Source organism: Pseudonocardia lacus, from assembly GCF_018531445.1.
Classification (GTDB): Bacteria; Actinomycetota; Actinomycetes; order Mycobacteriales; family Pseudonocardiaceae; genus Pseudonocardia; species Pseudonocardia lacus.
Map to the genome: position 1 here is coordinate 26,234 of NZ_JAHDTH010000039.1, position 19,929 is coordinate 46,162.

A 19,929-nucleotide genomic window follows, 5' to 3' on the forward strand; every position below is an offset into this window, starting at 1 on the left:
TCGGCTCCGGGATGACCACGAGCGGGCCGGGAGCCGATGGACAGCTCCTCGTATGACCGCCGTCACAGATCGTTCTCGACGGCGGCGAGCCGACGGCGCAGGAAGGCGCGTTCGGGCTCGGTGCCGGCCAGGGCGAGCGCCGCGCGGAACGCCTCCGCGGCGTCCCGGCGCCGGCCGAGGCGGGCGAGCAGGTCGGCGCGGGCCATCGGGTACGGGTGGTACTCGCGCAGAAGCGGGTCACCGGCGAGCTCGTCGAGCAGCGCGAGCCCGGCGGCCGGCCCGTCGCGCATCGCGACGGCCGCGGCCCGGTTCAGCGCCACCACCGGCGAGGGCACGAGCCCCAGCAGCACGTCGTAGAGCGCCACGATCTGCGCCCAGTCGGTGCCCGCGACGTCCGGTGCCTCGTCGTGCAGGGCCGCGATCGCCGCCTCCACCGCGTACGGGCCGGGTGGCCCACCGGTCAGCGCTGCCGTCAGCACGGCCCGGCCCTCGTCGATCATCGGATGGTCCCAGCGGGTGCGGTCCTGCTCGTCGAGCAGCACCGGCTCGCCGCCGGGGCCGGTGCGGGCGGCGCGCCGGGCGTGCACCAGCAGCACCAGCGCCAGCAGCCCGTCGACCTCCCGCTCGCCCGGCAGCAGCCGGTGCAGGATCCGCACCAGCCGGATCGCCTCCTCGGCGAGGTCGAGCCGCTGCAGGCTCGGTCCGGCGCTGGCCGCGTAGCCCTCGGTGAAGATCGAGTACAGCACCTGGAGCACCCCGGGCAGCCGCTCCGGGAGCTCATCGGGCCCGGGCACCCGGAACGGGATGCGCGCCCCGCTGATCTTCCGCTTGGCCCGGGTGATCCGCTTGGCCATCGTCGCCGTGGGCACCAGGTACGCCCGGGCCACCTCCGCCGTGGTGAGGCCGGCGAGGCAGCGCAGGGTCAGCGCGCCGCGGTCCTCGGCGGCCAGCGCCGGGTGCGCGCAGGTGAAGAACAGCTGCAGCCGCTCGTCGGGCAGGTCGCGGCCGGGCTCGACGGCCGGCACCGGCCCGGCCCGGTCGGCCTCCACCTGCAGCACGGCCAGCCGCGCCGCGTAGGCCTGGTCGCGGCGCAGCCGGTCGACGGCCCGGCGACGGGCCGTGGTCATCAACCAGCCGCCGGGGTTCGGCGGCACGCCGTGCACCGGCCAGTGCGCCAGCGCCGCCTCGATCGCCTCGGCGGTGACCTCCTCGGCCAGGTCGAGGTCGCCGAACCGGCGGACGAGCGCCGCCAGCAGGAGGCCGTGCTCCTCGCGGAACACCGCCGCCACCGAAGCGTGCGCCCCCTCGCCTGCGGCCCGCCCGTCCACCGCGGTCAGCCGCCGAAGTCGGCGACCGGCCGCACCACGACCGCGCCGTCGCGCGCCCCCGGGCAGCGCGCGGCCCAGTCCAGGGCGGCGTCCAGGTCGGGCACGTCGACGACCAGGAAGCCGCCCAGCAGCTCCCGGCCCTCGGCGAACGGGCCGTCGGTGACGGTGCGCCGCCCGTCCCGGTCGACCCGCACGGTGGTGGCGGTGACCAGGTCGGCCAGCGACTCGCCGGACACCTTCACCCCGGCCTCGGTGACCTCCTTGTCGAAGGCCGTCCAGTCCTCCACCGTGCAGTCCGCCGACACGCCGTCCTCGCCGGCCGCGTTCGCCTGGATCAGCAGCAGGTACTTCATCTGGGTCTCCTCCGTCGGGCGCGGCAGGGGCGCCGCACAGCCTCCCCACGAACGGCGTCCGCCCGGAAGGACACGGCCCGGTAGAAAGTCTCACCAGCGATCCCACCATCCGGAGCGACGGGAGCCGGTTGGTGTGTCCTCGCAGGGCTGGCGTGGTATCGCAGCGCTGGTTGGACGGCCAGGCGCCCGCGGGGCCGTGCTGGTTGGACGAAAGCCGCTTTCGTCCAACCCGGCCGCACGAGAGCGGCTCTCGTCCAACCCGACGGCGTCCCCCGGGGGCGCGCTCCGGGCATGCCATGGAGGACTGTCGGTGGGGCGGGGCACCATGTGGGGGTGGCGCTGGCGCAGCAGGTGGTTCCCGTCCCCGGGCCGATGGGTGCGCTCACCGTCGGCGTCACCGATGGGGGGCTGGCGCTGGTGGTGTTCGGCGACGAGCCCGACGTCGTCCTGCGCGCGGGCGAGCGGCTCGGCGAGCCGGTGGTCACCGACCCCGATGCCACGGCCGTGGCGGCGGCGCAGCTGCGGGAGTACGTGGCCGGCGAGCGCCGCGCCTTCGACCTCCCGCTCGACTGGCGGCTCACCGCGGGCCGGCAGCGCACCGTGCTCGAGGTCCTCTTCGACACGGTCCCGTTCGGCGCCACCGTCAGCTACGGCGAGCTGGCCGCGCGCTCCGGCCTCGGCCGGGGCTACACCGGGGCCCGCGGCGTCGGCTCGATCATGGGGTCCAACCCGATCCCGGTCGTCGTGCCCTGCCACCGGGTGCTCGCCGCCGACGGGCTCGGCGGGTTCGGGGGCGGGCTCGCCCGCAAGGAATGGCTGCTGGCCCTCGAAGGGGTGCTCACGCCCACCCTCGACTTCGGCTGACCACTACGGCTAAGCAGGGTCCATGCCCGCCGACGTGATCGACGTCTTCGACCCCCGCACCTTCGCCCGCGGCGTCCCGCACGAGGCGCTGCGGACGCTGCGCGACACCGCCCCGGTCAGCTGGCAGGACGAGCCGGAGGTGGGGATCTGGCCGGCCGGGTCGGGGTTCTGGGCGGTGACCCGCTACGACGACGTGCGGCACGTGCTGCGCTCGCCCGCGGACTTCTCCTCCGCGCTCGGGGCCACCCAGATCCGCGACCCCGACCCCGACGACCTGCCGTTCATCCGCCGGATGATCCTCAACATGGACCCGCCCGAGCAGCTGCGGCTGCGCAGGCTGGTCACCCCGGCGTTCACCCGGCGCAGGCTGGAGCGCTCGGCCGAGCTGATCCGGGCCCGGGCGGCGGAGCTGCTGGCGGCGGCGCGGGAGCGGGGGGAGTGCGACCTGCCCCGGGAGGTCACCGACGACCTGCCGCTGCAGAACCTGGCCGATCTGCTGGGTGTGCCGGCGCAGGACCGGGCGCTGCTGCTGAAGTGGACCAACCGGGTCATCGGCTACCAGGACCCGGAGCACGGCGAGGTCGTGCTGGACGAGCGCGGCAGGCCGGTGAACCCGCGCTCGCCCGCCCAGCTGGCCGACATGTTCGGCTACGCCCAGGAGCTGGCCGAGCGCAAGCGCCGGGAGCCGGCCGAGGACCTGATGACGGCGCTCGTGCAGGCCGAGTCCGACGGCGAGCGGCTCACCGAGGCCGAGCTGAACATGTTCTTCTTCCTGCTGGTCGTCGCGGGCAACGACACGGTCCGCAGCGCGCTGCCCGGTGGGGTGCTGGCCCTGGTCGAGCACCCGGAGCAGTACCGGCTGCTGCGGGAGCGCCCGGAGCTGCTCGACGGGGCGATCGAGGAGATGCTGCGGTTCCACCCGCCGGTGCTGACGTTCCGGCGCACGGCGACGCGCGACCTGGAGCTGGCCGGCACGCGGATCGCGGCAGGCGACAAGGTGGTCGTCTACCACGTCTCGGCGAACGTCGACGAGCGCCGCTTCGCCGACCCGTTCCGCTTCGACATCACCCGCTCGCCCAACGACCACGTGTCCTTCGGGCAGGGCCCGCACCTGTGCCTGGGCGCGGCGTTCGCACGCCTGCAGATGCGCGCGTTCTTCACCGAGTTCGTCCGGTTGCCCGAGGCCGTACTCGGCGGTCGGCCGCGTCGGCTGACGTCCAACTTCATCAACGGGATCACCCACCTACCGCTGCGCTGGTAGCGCCGTCCGCCCGTCGCGCGAGTCAACCGCCATGAGGCACTACGAGTCGTCCGTGCTCATCGAGGCGGCGCCGGAGTCGGTGTGGGCGGTGCTGGCGGACGCGTCGCGGTACCCGGACTGGGACTCCGGGGTGACCGCTGTGGACGGTGACATCGTGGACGGTGGGCGGATCACCGTGCGCACGGAGGTCGGTGGGGGTCGGGCGTTCCCGGTGCTGGTCGCGCTGGACCCGCCCCGGTTGATGGTGTGGAGCGGGGGGCTGCCGTTCGGGCTGTTCCGCGGCACGCGCACGTTCGGCCTGGACGACGCCCCCGGCGGGGCCACCCTGTTCACGATGCGCGAGGAGTACACCGGTCCGCTGCTGGGGCTGTTCTGGCGGGCGATGCCCGACCTGCAGCCGTCGTTCGACCGGTTCGCCAACGGGCTGAAGGCGCGCGTGGAGGAGTCCCGACCAGGGCTGTGACGCCCGGGCGTGCGGGCCGCCCGCGATTTCGGCCGGACGGGCCCGCCGTATGGGAAACTGGCCGGGGGAACGGCCCTTCTCACGACGGCGGGGTTCAATGGCGCGCAAGACGGTCAACGGTGTCGACGGGCGGACGTGGTCGGTCCGCCGCAGCATCGAGTGGTCGCTCCCGGCCACCGGCGACGACTTCGAGCACGACGTCGACGGCGGCCGCGGGGCCGCCTTCCTGATCCTGTCGTCGCTGTTCGTCTTCTGGCTGATCCTGGTCGTGTGGGCGCCGGCCGAGCTGCACATCCCCTGGTGGATGTGGATCATCGCGGTGCTGGTGGTCGGGTTCTTCCCGATCCGCTGGCTGCTGCGCAGGCCGTGGACGATCGTCGCGGAGACCACGGGCAGCTACGATCTGCCCGCCGAACGGTGGACGGGGATGATCCGAGGGGGCTCGAAGGCCAAGGAGGAGTTGCGGATCGTGATCCGCCGGCTCCGCACCCAGGGCACTCCGGGCCACGCCGACAGCCCGCTGCAACCGGTGAACTAGCACCGGGAGAACCGTCTAGAGGTACCGCCGATGCCCGAGCTCCCCGAGGTCGAGGCCCTCGCCCACCACCTGCGCGAGCACGCCGTCTACCGTCCGGTCGCCCGGGTCGACGTGGCGAGCATGAGCGCGGTCAAGACGTTCGACCCGCCGATGGGCGCGCTGGTGGGGCGGGTGGTCACCGGGGCGGCGCGGTACGGCAAGTTCCTGGCCGTCGAGTTCGCCGACCGTCCCGACGAGCCGCTGCACCTGATCACCCACCTGTCCCGGGCCGGCTGGCTGCGCTGGCACGCGACGGCCTCGACGACCCCGCCGAAGCCGGGGAAGGGGCCGCTGGAGCTGCGGGTCCACCTCGACGAGGTGGGTGGGCCGGGCTTCGACCTGACCGAGGCCGGCACCCAGAAGCGCCTCTCGATCTACCTGGTGGCCGACCCGGCGCAGGTGCCCGGCATCGCCCGCCTCGGACCAGACGCGCTGGCCGTGAGCCGCGACGAGTTCGGCGAGCTGCTCGCCGGGCACACCGGGCGGATCAAGACGCTGATCGTCGACCAGGCCTGGCTGGCCGGGATCGGCAACGCCTACAGCGACGAGATCCTGCACACGGCCCGGCTCTCCCCGTACGCGGTGTCCGGCCGGCTGCGCCCCGAGCAGGTCGACGACCTGTACGCGGCGATGCGCGCGGTGCTGACCGACGCGGTCGACCGCTCGGTCGGCCAGGGCGCTGCCGAGCTGAAGGGCGAGAAGCGCTCCGGCCTGCGGGTCCACGCCCGCACGGGCATGCCGTGCCCGGTGTGCGGCGACACCGTGCGGGAGGTCTCCTTCGCCAACCGGTCCTTCCAGTACTGTCCCCGCTGCCAGACCGGTGGCAGACCACTCGCCGACCGGCGGCTGTCGCGCCTGGTGAGGTAGTAGCTGACGTGAGTGAGTGGATCCAATCGCCGACCACGGTGATCGTCGTGGGCGCGCTGGTGGTGGCCCTGATCGGCCTCGTCGTGGCCCTCGCGCTGCGCAACCGGCGCAACACGTTCGCCACCCCGCTGGAGAAGGCGACGTTCGCGACCCTGCACACGGTCGCGCTGGCCGCGCCCGCGCTGCGCGAGGGGCTCTCGCAGACCTCGGCCGCGTTCGCGCTGCCGTACCTGCGCCAGCTGCTCGACACGTGCGCGCTGACCATGACCGACAACAAGGGCAACCCGCTGGCCTGGGACGGCGAGTCCGACCGCCACCAGCCCGACGTGCGCACCCTCGCCGAGACGGTGATCTCCACGGGGCGCCAGCAGGTGCTCTCGCACACCGCGATCGACTGCGAGCGCCCCGACTGCGTGGTCCGCGGGATCGTCGCCGTCCCGCTGGAGACCGACGGCAACATCGTCGGCACGCTGGCCGCGCTCACCACGTCCACGGCCGGCCCGGTGCTGCTGCGGGCCACCGCCGAGGTCGCCCGCTACGTCTCCAGCCAGCTGGAGCTGGCCGAGCTGGACGAGTCGCGGGCCCGGCTCAACCGGGCCGAGGTGCGGGCGCTGCGCGCGCAGATCTCGCCGCACTTCGTCTACAACGCGCTGACCACGATCGCCTCGTTCATCCGCACCGACCCGGTGCGCGCCCGCGAGCTGCTGATCGAGTTCGCCGATTTCACCCGCTACTCGTTCCGGTCGGCGGGTGAGTACACGACCCTGCAGGACGAGCTGGCCAACATCGAGCGCTACATCCGGCTGGAGAAGGCCCGCTTCGGCAACCGGCTCAACATCAAGCTGCAGATCGCCCCCGAGGTGCTCTCGGTGGTGCTGCCGTTCCTGGCCCTGCAGCCGCTGGTGGAGAACGCGGTGCGGCACGGCCTGGCCAGCAAGCCCAACGGCGGCACGATCACCATCTCGGCGGAGAACGCCGGCGCGGAGTGCGTGGTCATCGTCGAGGACGACGGCATCGGCATGGACCCGGCCCGGCTCACCGAGGACCTCGACGACGCCCACCTGTCCGGCGCGCACGTCGGCCTGGGCAACGTCGACGACCGCATGCGCTCGACCTTCGGCGACGACTTCGGGCTCGTGGTGGACACCGCGGTCGGCGCCGGTATGAAGATCACCCTTCGGGTGCCGAAGTTCCGCGCGGGCATCCGGGCGTGACGGTTTCCCGACACGGTGGTCGTACCGTTCGTCGCACACCCGCGGACGTCCGACTACCGTGACGGCATGGACGGGCTGAGATTGGCCGACCGGCTGACCTCCCGGTTGCCGGGCAAGCTGGGCGACCGGGCCGACCGGCCGGTGGTGTCGATGGTCCGGCTGCACGGCGTCATCGCCGCGTCGGCGTCGCCGGTGCCCCGCAGCGTCATCAACATCGGCGCGGTGGAGAAGACGCTCGAGCGCGCGTTCGCGCCGGAGCGGTTGGCCGCGGTCGCGCTGCTGGTGAACTCCCCGGGCGGGGCGCCGACCCAGTCGGCGCTGGTGGCCGACCGGATCCGCGGCCTGGCCGAGGACAAGGGCGTGCCGGTGCTGGCGTTCTGCGAGGACGTGGCGGCCTCCGGCGGCTACTGGCTGGCCTGCGCGGCCGACGAGATCTACGCCCACCCGACCTCGATCGTCGGGTCGATCGGCGTGATCAGCCAGGGGTTCGGCCTCGACGGGCTGATCGAGCGGCTCGGGGTGCGGCGCAGGCTGTACACGGCGGGGGAGTCGAAGTCCCGGCTCGACCCGTTCCTGCCCGAGAAGCCCGAGGACGTCGACTGGTTGCGCGGCCTGCAGGACGAGCTGCACGGGCTCTTCCGCGACTGGGTCACCAGCCGCCGGGGCGACCGGCTGGCGAAGGACGCCGACCTGTTCAGCGGCGAGGTGTGGACCGGTGCCCGGGCCGCGGAGCTGGGCCTGGTCGACGGGGTGGGTTCGGCCAGGGCGGTGCTCACCGAGCGCTTCCCGGACGCGGAGCTCTCGCAGGTGGAGGGGCGCAAGCCGCTGCTGGCCCGGCTGGGCCTGGCCGGGTCGCCCGCCGCGGCGGCCGGGCAGGGGGCCGATGTGCTGCTGGGAGTGGTGCAGGCGGCCGAGGTCAGGGCCACGTGGGCGCGGTACGGTCTGTAGCCGGGATGTGGTCCCAGGCGACTCGATCGGTGCGGGCCACTTGGCACTCGGATGGATTCACCGTCACCATGGTCGGGCGGTCGGGATGGGACCCCGACCTTCGGGTGATCCCGGGACACGCAGGATGAGGAGATCGTGGACAGCAACGACAGCTCCGGTGGCCTGGTCGTCCTCGCCGTCGACGACGAGGAGCCGGCCCTCGAAGAACTGGCCTACCTGCTGAGCGAGGACTCCCGGGTCGGGATGGTGCTCAAGGCGTCCGACGCGACGGACGCGCTGCGCATCCTCAACAGCCGGCAGGGCGTGCGCGAGGCGGCCCCGGCCGGGCCCCCCGGGCGCGGCATGGCCAACCCCATGACCGGCACCCGCGTCGCCGAGCGCACCGACATCGAGGTCGTCTTCCTCGACATCCGGATGCCCGGCCTGGACGGCATGGAGCTGGCGAGGGTCTTCTCGTCGATGGCCGTGCCGCCGTCTGTGGTGTTCGTCACAGCCCACGACGACCGCGCCGTCGACGCCTACGAGGTCGGCGCCGTCGACTACCTGCTCAAGCCCCTGCGCGCCGAGCGGCTCGCCTCGGCGATCGACCGGATCCTGGCCAACCGGGCGGCGGGCGTCGCCGAGCCGGTGCAGGAGCAGGGCGGCGAGGACGAGGTCATCCCGGTCGAGCTGGCCGGCACCACCAAGCTGGTGCCCCGCTCCGCCGTGCGGTACGTGGAGGCCCAGGGCGACTACGCCCGCCTGCACACCCACGAGGGCAGCCACCTGGTCCGCATCCCGCTGTCGGTCCTGGAGGACCGCTGGCGCGACGCCGGCTTCGTGCGCATCCACCGCTCCTTCCTGGTCTCGCTGCCGCTGGTCACCGAGCTGCGGCTGTCCGGGTCGGGCTACGTGGTGCGGGTCGGCAGCGGCCCGGACTGCGCCGAGCTGCCGGTCAGCCGCCGGCACACCCGCGAGCTGAAGGACCGCCTGGTCCGCGCGACCAAGCAGGCCTGGAGCCAGCGGTGAGCGTCACCGGCGAGCGAGCTTGCGAGTGAGCCCGTCAACACAGCGTCCTGCGAAGCGTCGACCGAGCGCTAGCGAGGGAGTGCGGTGAGTACCTCCATCGACGGCGACTCGCCGTCGATGCGACCGGGACCCGAGGACGACGGCGCGGGCGACGACTACGACGCCGGTTACGACCTCGAGGGCAACCGGGTGGGCGACCGCGACGACGACCTCGGCCCCGAGGACAGCGGCGCGGTGTGGCTGCACGAGGAGATCCAGCGCCGGATCGCGGCCGGGCGGCGGGCCTCCAAGGGCCGGCACTCCCGGCACGAGGTGGCCAGCTCGACGACGTCGATCAGCTACGTGCCGCGGCACTCCACGGCCACCCCGGGGCCGGGCGCGCTGCCGCCCGAGCCGGTGTCCACGCCCGCCCGCGGGCTGCCGCGGGTGCCGGCGGCCTGGTCCAGTCCCGATCCGACCACCCGCATCCCACCGGTCCGCCCGACCGCCGGGCCCGGCGCGACGCCGGACGCCCGACCCGCCGCCGAGGGCCCCGCGCCGCGCGTGGAGGGCCACCGGCGCACCATGCTGGCCGGCGGGGTGGCGAAGGTCCCGGTCGACGACCAGGGCGCGCCGCCGCCGTACCGCTCCGGCGACCTGCACGGCGTGCGCAAGGCCCGCCTCGACGCCGTCCCGATCGTCCCGGGCGACCCGGACGCCCCCGACCCCGACCCGCACGAGTCGATGGACAGCAGGCGCGTGCGCGTCGTGCTGTCGGAGCGCCGCGGCGGCGCCCGGCCGGTGCGCACCGTCGTCGACGTCCAGGAGGGCACCGGGGTCGGGGAGCTGCTGCGCAGCAACCTGATCGGCGCCCAGCTGGCGGTGGCGCTGCGCTTCGCGGTGGGCACCGCGCTCGCGCTGGGCGCGCTGCCGGTGCTGTTCGCGGTGTTCCCGGAGATCGGTCGCACCGAGCTGCTGGGCCTGCGGGTGCCGTGGCTGCTGCTGGGGCTGCTGGTGTACCCGTTCCTCGTGCTGGTGGGGCTGTGGCACACCCGGACCGCGGAGCGGGTCGAGCAGAACTTCGCCGACCACGTGCAGGACTAGCCCCCGCATGAGACCCCCTGCATGAGACCCCCTGCATGAGATCCCCCGCATGAGACCCCACGGATGAACGCCCCGATGACCACGCCCGCGCTGCTCGGGCTGCTGGCGATGCTGGCGGTCGGGGTGGCCTCGGCCATCATCGGCATGTTCGGCATCCGGATGCGCCGCAGCACGTCCGACTTCCTGGTCGCGTCCCGGCGGGTGGGCCCGGTGGCCAACGCCAGCGCGATCTCCGGCGAGTACCTGTCGGCCGCCGCGTTCCTGGGCATCGCCGCCTCGATCCTGCGGGACGGGGCCGACGGGCTGTGGGCCGCCGTCGCCTACGTCGGCGGTTACCTGGCCCTGCTGCTGTTCATCGCGGCCCCGCTGCGCCGCTCGGGGGCCTACACGGTGCCCGACTTCGCCGAGGCCCGGCTGCCCTCGGCCGGCCTGCGGCGGGTGTGCACCGCGGTCGTGCTGCTGATCGGCACCCTCTACCTGCTCCCGCAGCTGCAGGGCGCGGGGCTCGTCCTGCGGACGGTGACCGGGCTGCCGGCGTGGTCGGGCGCGGTCGGCGCGGCGGTGATCGTGCTGCTGACCGTGATCGGCGGCGGGATGCGCTCGATCACCTTCGTGCAGGCGTTCCAGTTCTGGCTCAAGTTCGCCGCGCTGGCGATCCCGGCGATGGTCATCCTGTCGCTGTTCATGACCGACAACCGCACGCTCGACCGGCCGGCCCCGCCGCGGTTCCCCGCCGACGCGGTCGTCGACATCACCGTCGACGCGAAGCTGCAGACCGTCGAGCCGGTCACGTTCCGGGCCATCGGCGTCGTCGACGGCGTGGACCTCCCGGCCGCGAAGATGATCACCTGGGAGCCGGGGGAGCACGTGGTGGCCAGGGGGAGCCGCCTGGAGTTCGACGCCGGCAGCCCCGTCCCGGCCGTCATCAACCGCCCGGCCACCGACCAGGCTTGGATCGAGCCGATGTCGCGCGGCGACGACCCCAGCCAACTGCTGACCATCTACTCGACGCTGATCGCCGGTTTCCTGGGCACCATGGGCCTGCCGCACGTGCTGGTGCGCTTCTACACCAACCCCGACGGGCGGGCCGCCCGCCGGACGACGATCGTGGTGCTGGCCATGATCGGCTCCTTCTACGTCGCGGTGGTCCTGCTGGGTGCGTTCTCGCGCCTCTACACTCCGCAACTGATGATGAGCGGATCGGATGCGGCCGTGCTGCTGCTGCCGACCGCCGCCCTCGGCGACAACGTGTTCGGCTGGTTGCTCGCGGCGCTGGTGGCGGCGGGGGCGGCGGCCGCCTTCCTGGCGACCTCCTCCGGGCTGGTGGTCAGCCTGGCCGGTGTGCTGTTCACCGACGTGATGCGCGGGCGGTGGCACCACTTCCGGCTGGCCGCGGTGCTGTCGATGGTGGTGCCCCTGGCGCTGGCGATCTCGGTCACCCGGCTCGACTTCGCGCTGACCATCCCGCTCGTGTTCGCGGTGGCCGCCTCGACGTTCTGCCCGCTGCTGGTGCTGGGCATCTGGTGGCGCGGGCTCACCGCGCCGGGGGCGATCACCGGGGTGGTGGTCGGCGGGCTGCTGTCGATCACGTCGGTGGTCGCGGCGATGTTCACCGTGCTGCCGGACAACCCCGTCGGCATCCTGCTCTACCGCCCGGCCCTGATCTCGGTCCCCGCCGCGTTCATGACGATGGTGCTGGTCAGCAGGCTGACCCGGTCGAAGGTCCCGCCGGACGTCGACCGCACCCTGCTCACGCTGCACGCCCCGGAGCGCCTCGGGCTCGGCAGCGACCGGCTCGAACGCCGATCCCCGGGCTGACCCGATGCCGGTGATGTCGATCGAGGCGATCTCCGCGCTGGTGGCCATGGCGCTGGTGGCCATCGCCTCGGCTGTCATCGGCTCGCTCGGCGTGCGCGTGGCCCGCAGCACGTCGGACTTCCTGGTCGCCTCGCGCACCGTCGGCCCGACGGCGAACGCCGGGGCGATCTCGGGGGAGTACCTGTCGGCGGCCTCGTTCCTGGGCATCGCCGGGCTGATCCTGCGCGACGGCGTCGACGCGCTCTGGTACCCGGTCGGCTTCACCGCGGGCTACCTGGCGCTGGTGCTGTTCGTCGCGGCCCCGCTGCGCCGCTCGGGGGCCTACACGGTGCCCGACTTCGCCGAGGCCCGGCTGCGCTCGCGCACGCTGCGCAAGATCTGCACCGTGTTCGTCGCGGTGATCGGCTGGCTCTACCTGCTGCCGCAGCTGCAGGGCGCGGGGCTCACGCTGACCACGGTGACCGGGCTGCCGTCCTGGGTCGGGATGGTCGCCTCGGCGGTCGTCGTGGTGGCCACGGTGGTGCTGGGCGGGATGCGCTCGATCACCTTCGTGCAGGCGTTCCAGTACTGGTTGAAGCTCACCGCGGTGGTCGTCCCGGCCACCATCGCGGTGATCTTCTTCGTCAGCGACGCGCGCACGTTCAACCGGGAGGCGCCGCCGCAGTTCCCGGAGCGGACGACCGTCGACGTGCGCACCGACGTCACGCTGCAGGTCGAGGAATCGGTGCTGGTCATCTACGACGGCATCCCGGTCAGCTGGGAGCCCGGCAGCTACGTCGTGGCGGCGGGCTCGCGGCTGGAGTTCGGGGGTGGGGCGAAGGTGCCGGTGGTGGCCGGCGCCCCGGTCGAGGACGCCGACTGGCTCGTCCCCTACGCCGGCGACCGGGAGGGCGGCCTGCTCGGCACCTACTCGCTGATCATCGCGCTGTTCCTGGGCACCATGGGCCTGCCGCACGTGCTGGTGCGCTTCTACACCAACCCCGACGGCCGGGCCGCGCGGCGCACCGCGGTGATCGTGCTGGCCATGCTCGGCGTGTTCTACGTCGCGGTCACGCTGGTCGGCGCGCTGTCGCGGCTGTACAACCCGCAGCTGCTGGTCAGCGGCGACACCGACGCCGCGGTGCTGCTGCTGCCCGCCGCGGTGCTGGGCAGCGGTTGGGCGGGCGCGCTGCTCGGCGCGCTGGTGGCGGCGGGGGCGTGGGCGGCGTTCCTGTCCACGTCGTCCGGGTTGATCGTGAGCATCGCGGGTGTGCTGTCCACCGACGTGCTGCGCAGCGGCAAGGTGCGCGACTTCCGGCTGGCCGCGGTCATCGCCGGGGCGGCGCCGCTGGCGCTGTCGCTCACGGTGACCAGGCTCGACTTCTCCGAGGCCGTCGGGTTGGTGTTCGCGGTGGCCGCGTCGACGTTCTGCCCGCTGCTGGTGCTGGGAATCTGGTGGCGCGGGCTGACCGACCGCGGTGCGATCGCGGGCGTGCTGGTCGGCGGGCTGCTCTCGGCCGGGGCGGTGGCGCTGGCGCTGACCGGGCGGGTCGGCGACGGCACCCTCGCGGTGCTGCTCTACCGGCCGGCGCTGGTCACGGTGCCCGCGGCGTTCCTGGTCATGGCCGTGGTCAGCTCGTTGACCCGCAAGCGCCGCCCGGCCGACACCGAGCAGGTCATGCTGCGCATGCACGCCCCGGAGCGCCTCGGGCTCAGCCGCGACCGGCTGGCCGAGCGGCTGCGCTCCGCAGGCCGCTGAGGCGCGCCGCGACACGGTCGCGCGACCCCGATCCACCATCGGGTGAAACCGGCGCATACCGGGCGATAACGACGCCGTGACCGACGCCGTTCGTGGACCGTTCATCGGCCGTTCGTCGTGCGGTTCGACCGCTGGTCAGAAGCTTGACGAGGGGTTTCCGCCCCTCTCGCGTTCACTCGAACGGCGTATTCCGAAACACGTGTGTCACTCATCTATCGTTCGCTGCGTTGTGACCCCGACGACACGGCGAAGGTGCTGTGCGCGCAGCGGTCCGAAGCGGGGAGGACGCCGTGAGTGCGTTGAACGAGCGATCTAGCGAGTCCACGGGCGGGACGGTCTACGAGCAGGTGCAGGCCAGTCCCGAGTTCGCCGACCTGCGATCCCGGCTGCGCCGGTTCGTCTTCCCGATGAGCGCCGCGTTCCTGATCTGGTACCTCGTCTACGTGCTGCTGGCCTCCTACGCGCCGTCGTTCATGGCGATCAAGGTGCTGGGCAACATCAACGTCGGGCTCATCATCGGTCTGCTGCAGTTCGTCACCACGTTCGCCATCACCACGATCTACGTGCGCTACGCCAACAAGCACCTCGACCCGGCGGCCGAGCGCATCCGCGAGCGGATCGAGGGGGCGGCGTGAACGTCATCGCGCAGGCGCCCGCCGGGGGCGTGGGCAACCCCGCCCTGAACATCGGCATCTTCGCGGCCTTCGTCGTGGTCACCCTCATCGTGGTGTTCCGGGCGAGCCGCAACAACAGGACCGCGGCCGACTACTACGCCGCCGGCCGGGCGTTCACCGGCCCGCAGAACGGTGTCGCCATCGCCGGCGACTACCTGTCCGCGGCGTCGTTCCTGGGCATCGCCGGGGCGATCGCGGTCAACGGCTACGACGGCTTCCTCTACTCCATCGGGTTCCTGGTCGCCTGGCTGGTCGCCCTGCTGCTGGTCGCCGAACTGCTGCGCAACACGGGCAAGTTCACGATGGGCGACGTGCTGGCGTTCCGGATGCGCCAGCGCCCGGTCCGGGCCGCCGCGGCCACCTCGACCCTGGTCGTGTCGTTCTTCTACCTGCTCGCCCAGATGGCCGGGGCCGGGGCGCTGGTGGCGCTGCTGCTGCAGATCCCCAACGAGAACGTGCTCGGCCAGGGCATCGTCATCGCCATCGTCGGCATCCTGATGATCGTCTACGTGCTGGTCGGCGGGATGAAGGGCACCACCTGGGTGCAGATCATCAAGGCCGCGCTGCTGCTCGCCGGCACCGCCGTCATCACGGTGTGGGTGCTGGCCATCTTCGGCTTCAACCTCTCGGCCCTGCTCGGCCAGTCCGTCTCGGCGAACCCGTCGCTGACCACGGCGGCCGGGGCGGAGAAGCTGCTGGGCGAGAACCTGCTGGCCCCGGGCCTGCAGTACGGCGCGACCGCCACGGCGAAGATCGACTTCCTGTCGCTGGGCCTGGCCCTGGTGCTGGGCACCGCGGGCCTGCCGCACATCCTGATGCGCTTCTACACCGTGCCCACGGCCAAGGAGGCCCGCCGCTCGGTGGTCTGGGCGATCTGGCTGATCGGCATCTTCTACCTGTTCTCGCTGGTCCTGGGCTACGGCGCGTCGGCGCTGGTGCCCGGGGGCGCGCAGCGGATCAGCACCGCGCCCGGCGGCACCAACTCCGCGGCTCCGCTGCTGGCCTTCGAACTGGGCGGGGAGATCCTGCTCGGGCTGATCTCGGCGATCGCCTTCGCCACGATCCTGGCGGTGGTCGCCGGCCTGACGATCACCGCGTCGGCGTCGTTCGCGCACGACGTCTACGCCAACGTGATCAAGAAGGGCGAGACCGCGCCGGACTCCGAGGTCAAGGTGGCCCGGATCACCGCCGTGGTGATCGGTGCGGTCGCCATCGCGGCCGGCATCCTGGCCCGCAACCAGAACATCGCGTTCCTGGTCGCACTGGCGTTCGCGGTGGCCGCGTCGGCGAACCTGCCGACCATCCTGTACTCGCTGTTCTGGAAGCGGTTCAACACCACCGGCGCGCTGTGGAGCATCTACGGCGGACTGCTGTCGTGCGTGCTGCTGATCGTGTTCTCGCCGGCGGTCTCCGGCCGCCCGACCTCGATGATCAAGGACGCCGACTTCGCGATCTTCCCGCTGGCCAACCCCGGCCTGGTGTCGATCCCGCTGTCGTTCCTGCTCGGGGTCATCGGCACCTACGTCGGCGCCCGGCACCACGTCGAGATCGCCAAGTACTCCGAGATGGAGGTCCGGTCGCTGACCGGCGCCGGCTCGGAGAAGGCGGTCACGCACTAGGCCACATCGCACCACTTCGCACCAGCCACCGAGAGCAACCCCTCGGCTCTCGGCGCGGGGGCGGGACCGGAAACCCCGGGACCGCCCCCGTCGGCGTGTCCGGGGTGCGCCGCTCACGGCGGGGTCACGGGGGCGGTGCCAGGATGGTGACCATGACAGGACCAGGTGTGCCGACGATCGCGGTGGCCGACCTGCCCGCCGACGCCCCGGTGCTCGACGTGCGCGAGGCCGACGAGTGGGCCGCGGGCCACGCGCCCACCGCCCGCCACCTCCCCATGTCCGAGCTCACCGGCCGGCTCGGCGAGATCCCCGCCGACGACCCGCTCTACGTCGTGTGCCGCTCCGGCGGCCGCTCGGCCCGCGTGGTCGCCTACCTCGCCGGCCAGGGCTACCCCGCGGTGAACGTCGACGGCGGCATGCAGTCGTGGGCGGCGCAGGGCCGCGACGTGGTGGCCGACAACGGCCGGCCCGAGATCATCTGAGCCGTGCAGCCCAGCCCGGACGCGCTGACCGGAGCGCCGTGCCCGCGCTGCGGGCGCCCGGCGCCGCCGGGGGCCGGCCGGTTCTGCCCGTACTGCGGCCGCTACCTCGCCGCGCTGACCTGGGTCGCCGAGCCGCCGCCCGGGGCCGGGCCGGAGCCCTCCGAGCCGCCCCCTCCGCCGTACTCGGGCCCTCCGCGCTACCGCTACCTGCCCCGCTGGGGGTTCCCGGCGCGGGCGTGGCAGCCGCCGGGTGCGGACGGCACGCCGCCGCCCGACCCGGTGTGGCGAGCGCGGTCGACGGCCGCGAGCGTCGTGCCGGTGCTGTGGGCGACCGCCGCCGTCGCGCTGCTGGCCGCCGCGGCCGAGGCCTGGCGCTACGCGCTGCTGCTGGCCAGCCGTGACGGCGCCCTCGACGCCGCCACGGTGGCCGCGTCCGACGCGTTCGTCGACGCGGCCGGCACGGTCGCGCCGATCCTGACGGTGCTGGCCGGCGGGCTGCTGGTGCTGTGGAGCGTGCGCGCCCGGCAGGCCGCGGCCGAGCTGGCCGGGGTGCGGCCGTCCCGCTCGACGGCCGCCGTCGTGCTCGGCTGGCTGGTTCCCGGGGCCAACCTGGTCGTCCCGGGCGCGGTGCTGGCCGAGGTCGAGCACACCGCGCTGCTGCTGCCGGCGGCGCGGCGCCCGCGGCCCTCGCGGCTGCTGCTGGCGTGGTGGGTGGCGTGGGCGGTCGGCGGCGTGCTCACCGTCGTCGTGCTGCTGTGGTCGTTCCGCACCGGCGTGCAGGCCCGCGCCGACGGCGTCGTCCTGCACGCGGCGCTCGACCTGCTGGCCGTGGTCACCGCCGTGCTCACCGCCCTGCTGGTCACCCGGATGACGCGGATGCTGGCCCCGGTCGGGCGCGCCCGCCGGGAGATCCTGGTGTCCGCCACCGCGTGACGCGCAGCTCGGTCAGCCCGCGCATGACGAAGTCGGGCCGGCGCGGCGGCTCCGCGGCCAGCCGCAGGTCGGGCAGTCTGCGGCGCAGCGCGTCCAGCGCGGCGGCGACCTCCAGCCGGGCCAGCGGGGCGCCCAGGCAGTAGTGCACCCCGGCGCCGAACCCGAGGTGCGGGTTGCGGGTGCGGCCGATGTCGAGCTCGTCGGGCCGGTCCACGGCGGCGGGATCGCGGGCCGCCGCCCCCAGCAGCGCGGCGATCTTCGTGCCGGCCGGGACCGGGTGGCCGGCCACCTCGGTGTCGACGACCGCCGTGCGCTCGAACAGCTGCAGCGGCGGGTCGTAGCGGATGAGCTCCTCGACAGCCGTGTCGAGGACGTCGGGCTCGCCCACCAGCCGCTCCCACTGGTCGGGGTGGCGCAGCAGCGCGAGCACGCCGTTGCCGAGCACGTTGACCGTGGCCTCGTGCCCGGCCATCAGCAGCAGCGCGGCCGTCCCGACCAGCTCGTCCTCGTCGACCCGACCCTCCTCGCCGCCGGCCAGCAGGTCGGTGACCAGGTCGTCGCCCGGGTGCCGGCGGCGGTGCCCGGCCAGCTCGCGCAGCGCGTCGACGAACTCCGCGGACGCGCGCTCCGCGCCGGCGCGGCGGGCGTCGGCGTCCGGTCCGGTGGCGGGCTCGTACATCGTCACGATGGCGTTGGACCAGCCGCGCAGCCGCGAGCGGGCCGGCTCCTCGACGCCGAGCAGCTCGGCGATCACCTCGACCGGCAGCACGGCCGCCACGTCGCCGAGCAGGTCGGCGCTGCCCTCGTCGTCGACGCGGCGGGCCAGGTCGGCGACCATCCGGTCGGCCAGCTCGCGCACCCACGGCCCCAGCCGGGCGACGTGCCCGCGGGCGAAAGCCCCGGCCACCAGCCTGCGCAACCGGTCGTGCGGCTCGCCCTCGCGCTCCAGCAGCGAGTTGCGGTGCAGCAGGTTGAACGCGCCGAACTCGTCGGCCGGCTGCGCGTCGGCCCAGATGCGGCCCAGGTCGCGCCCGCGCAGCAGCTGCGAGCAGGCCGTGTGCGAGACCGCCACCGGCATGCCCAGCAGCGGGTGGTCGTGCACGGGCCCGGCCGCGCGCATCGCGGCGAAGACCGGGTACGGGTCGGCCAGGAAGCTCGGGTCGGCCGGGTCGAACGGGTGCACCGGGCGCCTCCAGCTGCTCTCTCGGCGGTGCGCGCGCACCAGCTGCCTCCGGCGGCGGAATCGACCCGCTACCGTCTGCCGCATCATGGCGAAGAAGACACGCGCCCGCGGCGCGGCCGGGACCGGTGGGGACAATCCCCGCCGTCCGTGTCCGTGCGGTTCGGGCAAACGCTACAAGGCCTGCCACGGCGCCGGCGACGACGTGATCGTCACACGGCCGTTCAGCGGGCTCGCCGCCGAGTGCGACCTGGTCGCGATGCGCGAGTTCCTGCCGTCGGCGACCGCCCCGCTGCCGCTGGCCTCGCCGGTCGAGCGCACCGTCACGCTGGCGACGGTGCTGCCCGGGGCGTCCGCGGCGCTGGTCCGCCCGGACGGCGAGGTCGTGCTGGGCATGCAGGTGCAGACCCGCTCCGGCGACCTGTCGGCCGACCTGGCCAAGGCGCTGGCCTGGGCGCTGGAGGCCGAGCCCGGTTCGGCGCTGCCGGTCGTCGGCCCCGGGTTGGCCGGCGAGCCGACCCGCCTGCAGGACGTGCTGGACACCGGGGCCACCCTCGACCTGACGGTGCACGGCGACTTCGGCTGGTGGGTCCCGCCGCCCGCGGACGGCTCCGAGCCGGCCGCCGACGTCGTGGCCACCCTGGAGCGGGCCAACTCGGTCGTCCTGCCGACCGAGCCCGTCGCCGCCGACGGCGTCCGCTCGGCGTACTGGGTGGACACCGGCGCGAAGGCGCACCTGCGCTGGGTGCGCCCCGAGTCGGAGGACGCGCTGCAGGCCGCGCTGGCCCGGCTGCAGGCCCGCGACGAGCTCAACCTGACCCCGGAGACCCGCTACGCCGGCGCCTTCCGCGCGCACGGCCTGCTGGTCCCGGTGTGGGACCTCGACCGCGAGCAGCACGCCAAGGAGTGGGCCGAGCCCGCCGCGGCGTTCGCGAAGCGCCTCGACAAGGCTCTGGCCGAGACGTCGCCGCTCACCGACGCCGAGCGCCGCGCCCGCGACGCCCTCGCCGGCAAGCAGGTCACCCTCCGCTGACCCCTCCCGGGTTCCCCGCGACCCGCTCGTCGCGGGGACCCGGCCGGGTGCCCTCGCAGAGGGTTGTGCGTCCTCGCAGCGCTGGTGGGGGACGTCGCAGCGCTGGCTGGGTGGTCGCAGCGCGCCGGCGGGCTGCGAGAGCGCCGCTGGTGCTGCGAGGACGCCGGCTGGTGTGGTCTCGCAGCGCTGGTGGGGGACGTCGTAGCGCGGGCGCCGCAGGCGCTACGCCGTGTGGGCCGACGTGACGGCAGTGCCCTCCTCGCAGGAGGTGCGGCCGCACGAGCGCGGCTTTCGTCCAACCTGGTCGCACGAGAGTGACTCTCGTCCAACTCGGCGGCGTCGCCGACGACGCACCCGGCCCGTCTTCGCAGCGTGTGTGGTTCTTGAGGACCGCGCGTTCAGCGGTGAAAATTCCGTGTTGGCTGCCCGTTGACGCCGAGTCTCTTTGATCGTGGGAGGTCGTTTCGCAGCGGGGCGCTGAGGGCC

Annotated in this window: 19 protein-coding genes; 16 read left to right on the forward strand and 3 right to left on the reverse strand. The window is 73.8% G+C overall.

Features of this window, described 5'->3' with window-relative positions:
* Nucleotides 1-62: 62 nt before the first annotated feature.
* A complete protein-coding gene (locus KIK08_RS11475) occupies nt 63-1,280 on the reverse strand; it encodes an RNA polymerase sigma factor (protein WP_214403065.1) in 1,218 nt (405 codons plus the stop codon).
* A 53-nt stretch (nt 1,281-1,333) separates the two neighbouring features.
* Nucleotides 1,334-1,681 carry a YciI family protein gene (locus KIK08_RS11480; RefSeq protein ID WP_214403049.1) on the reverse strand — a complete coding sequence of 116 codons (348 nt, stop codon included), beginning with the start codon at nt 1,679-1,681 and terminating at the stop codon, nt 1,334-1,336.
* 333 nt (nt 1,682-2,014) lie between these two features.
* On the opposite strand from KIK08_RS11480, the gene KIK08_RS11485 reads away from it, so the two are divergent.
* The 15 genes from KIK08_RS11485 (at nt 2,015) to KIK08_RS41650 (ending at nt 17,230) form a co-directional block, all read left to right on the forward strand.
* Entirely contained in the window at nt 2,015-2,545 is a 531-nt protein-coding gene (locus KIK08_RS11485) for a methylated-DNA--[protein]-cysteine S-methyltransferase (RefSeq protein ID WP_308257587.1), read from the forward strand.
* Nucleotides 2,546-2,567: 22 nt separating this feature from the next.
* Nucleotides 2,568-3,806 carry a cytochrome P450 gene (locus KIK08_RS11490; RefSeq protein WP_214403050.1) on the forward strand — a complete coding sequence of 413 codons (1,239 nt, stop codon included), beginning with the start codon at nt 2,568-2,570 and terminating at the stop codon, nt 3,804-3,806.
* A gap of 31 nt (nt 3,807-3,837) precedes the next feature.
* Nucleotides 3,838-4,269, forward strand: a complete 432-nt coding sequence (locus tag KIK08_RS11495; protein ID WP_214403051.1) for an SRPBCC domain-containing protein — start codon at nt 3,838-3,840, stop codon at nt 4,267-4,269.
* A gap of 97 nt (nt 4,270-4,366) precedes the next feature.
* Complete coding sequence (locus tag KIK08_RS11500; RefSeq protein WP_214403052.1) at nt 4,367-4,807, forward strand: hypothetical protein; 441 nt, start codon at nt 4,367-4,369, stop codon at nt 4,805-4,807.
* A gap of 30 nt (nt 4,808-4,837) precedes the next feature.
* A complete protein-coding gene (locus KIK08_RS11505) occupies nt 4,838-5,713 on the forward strand; it encodes an Fpg/Nei family DNA glycosylase (protein ID WP_214403053.1) in 876 nt (291 codons plus the stop codon).
* 8 nt (nt 5,714-5,721) lie between these two features.
* Nucleotides 5,722-6,927: a histidine kinase gene (locus KIK08_RS11510; protein WP_214403054.1), complete on the forward strand. Its 1,206-nt coding sequence runs from the start codon at nt 5,722-5,724 to the stop codon at nt 6,925-6,927.
* A 75-nt stretch (nt 6,928-7,002) separates the two neighbouring features.
* Nucleotides 7,003-7,875 (forward strand): S49 family peptidase, encoded by an 873-nt coding sequence (locus KIK08_RS11515; protein ID WP_214403067.1) that lies wholly within the window; start codon nt 7,003-7,005, stop codon nt 7,873-7,875.
* A 135-nt stretch (nt 7,876-8,010) separates the two neighbouring features.
* Nucleotides 8,011-8,883 carry a LytR/AlgR family response regulator transcription factor gene (locus tag KIK08_RS11520; protein WP_214403055.1) on the forward strand — a complete coding sequence of 291 codons (873 nt, stop codon included), beginning with the start codon at nt 8,011-8,013 and terminating at the stop codon, nt 8,881-8,883.
* A gap of 84 nt (nt 8,884-8,967) precedes the next feature.
* A complete protein-coding gene (locus KIK08_RS11525) occupies nt 8,968-9,966 on the forward strand; it encodes a hypothetical protein (protein ID WP_214403056.1) in 999 nt (332 codons plus the stop codon).
* A 75-nt stretch (nt 9,967-10,041) separates the two neighbouring features.
* Complete coding sequence (locus KIK08_RS11530; RefSeq protein WP_214403057.1) at nt 10,042-11,784, forward strand: sodium/solute symporter; 1,743 nt, start codon at nt 10,042-10,044, stop codon at nt 11,782-11,784.
* A gap of 13 nt (nt 11,785-11,797) precedes the next feature.
* Nucleotides 11,798-13,522 carry a sodium/solute symporter gene (locus tag KIK08_RS11535; protein ID WP_214403068.1) on the forward strand — a complete coding sequence of 575 codons (1,725 nt, stop codon included), beginning with the start codon at nt 11,798-11,800 and terminating at the stop codon, nt 13,520-13,522.
* Nucleotides 13,523-13,821: 299 nt separating this feature from the next.
* Nucleotides 13,822-14,157, forward strand: a complete 336-nt coding sequence (locus KIK08_RS11540) for a DUF485 domain-containing protein (RefSeq protein WP_214403069.1) — start codon at nt 13,822-13,824, stop codon at nt 14,155-14,157.
* A 5-nt stretch (nt 14,158-14,162) separates the two neighbouring features.
* A complete protein-coding gene (locus KIK08_RS11545; protein ID WP_214403070.1) occupies nt 14,163-15,815 on the forward strand; it encodes a monocarboxylic acid transporter in 1,653 nt (550 codons plus the stop codon).
* A gap of 152 nt (nt 15,816-15,967) precedes the next feature.
* Nucleotides 15,968-16,297 (forward strand): rhodanese-like domain-containing protein, encoded by a 330-nt coding sequence (locus KIK08_RS11550; RefSeq protein WP_214403058.1) that lies wholly within the window; start codon nt 15,968-15,970, stop codon nt 16,295-16,297.
* A gap of 3 nt (nt 16,298-16,300) precedes the next feature.
* Nucleotides 16,301-17,230, forward strand: a complete 930-nt coding sequence (locus KIK08_RS41650; RefSeq protein ID WP_214403059.1) for a DUF4328 domain-containing protein — start codon at nt 16,301-16,303, stop codon at nt 17,228-17,230.
* Here KIK08_RS41650 and KIK08_RS11560 read toward each other — a convergent pair.
* A complete protein-coding gene (locus KIK08_RS11560) occupies nt 17,157-18,350 on the reverse strand; it encodes a cytochrome P450 (protein WP_250556804.1) in 1,194 nt (397 codons plus the stop codon). The genes KIK08_RS41650 and KIK08_RS11560 overlap by 74 nt on opposite strands.
* A gap of 148 nt (nt 18,351-18,498) precedes the next feature.
* On the opposite strand from KIK08_RS11560, the gene KIK08_RS11565 reads away from it, so the two are divergent.
* Nucleotides 18,499-19,443 (forward strand): DUF5926 family protein, encoded by a 945-nt coding sequence (locus KIK08_RS11565; protein WP_214403060.1) that lies wholly within the window; start codon nt 18,499-18,501, stop codon nt 19,441-19,443.
* Nucleotides 19,444-19,929 lie beyond the last annotated feature (486 nt).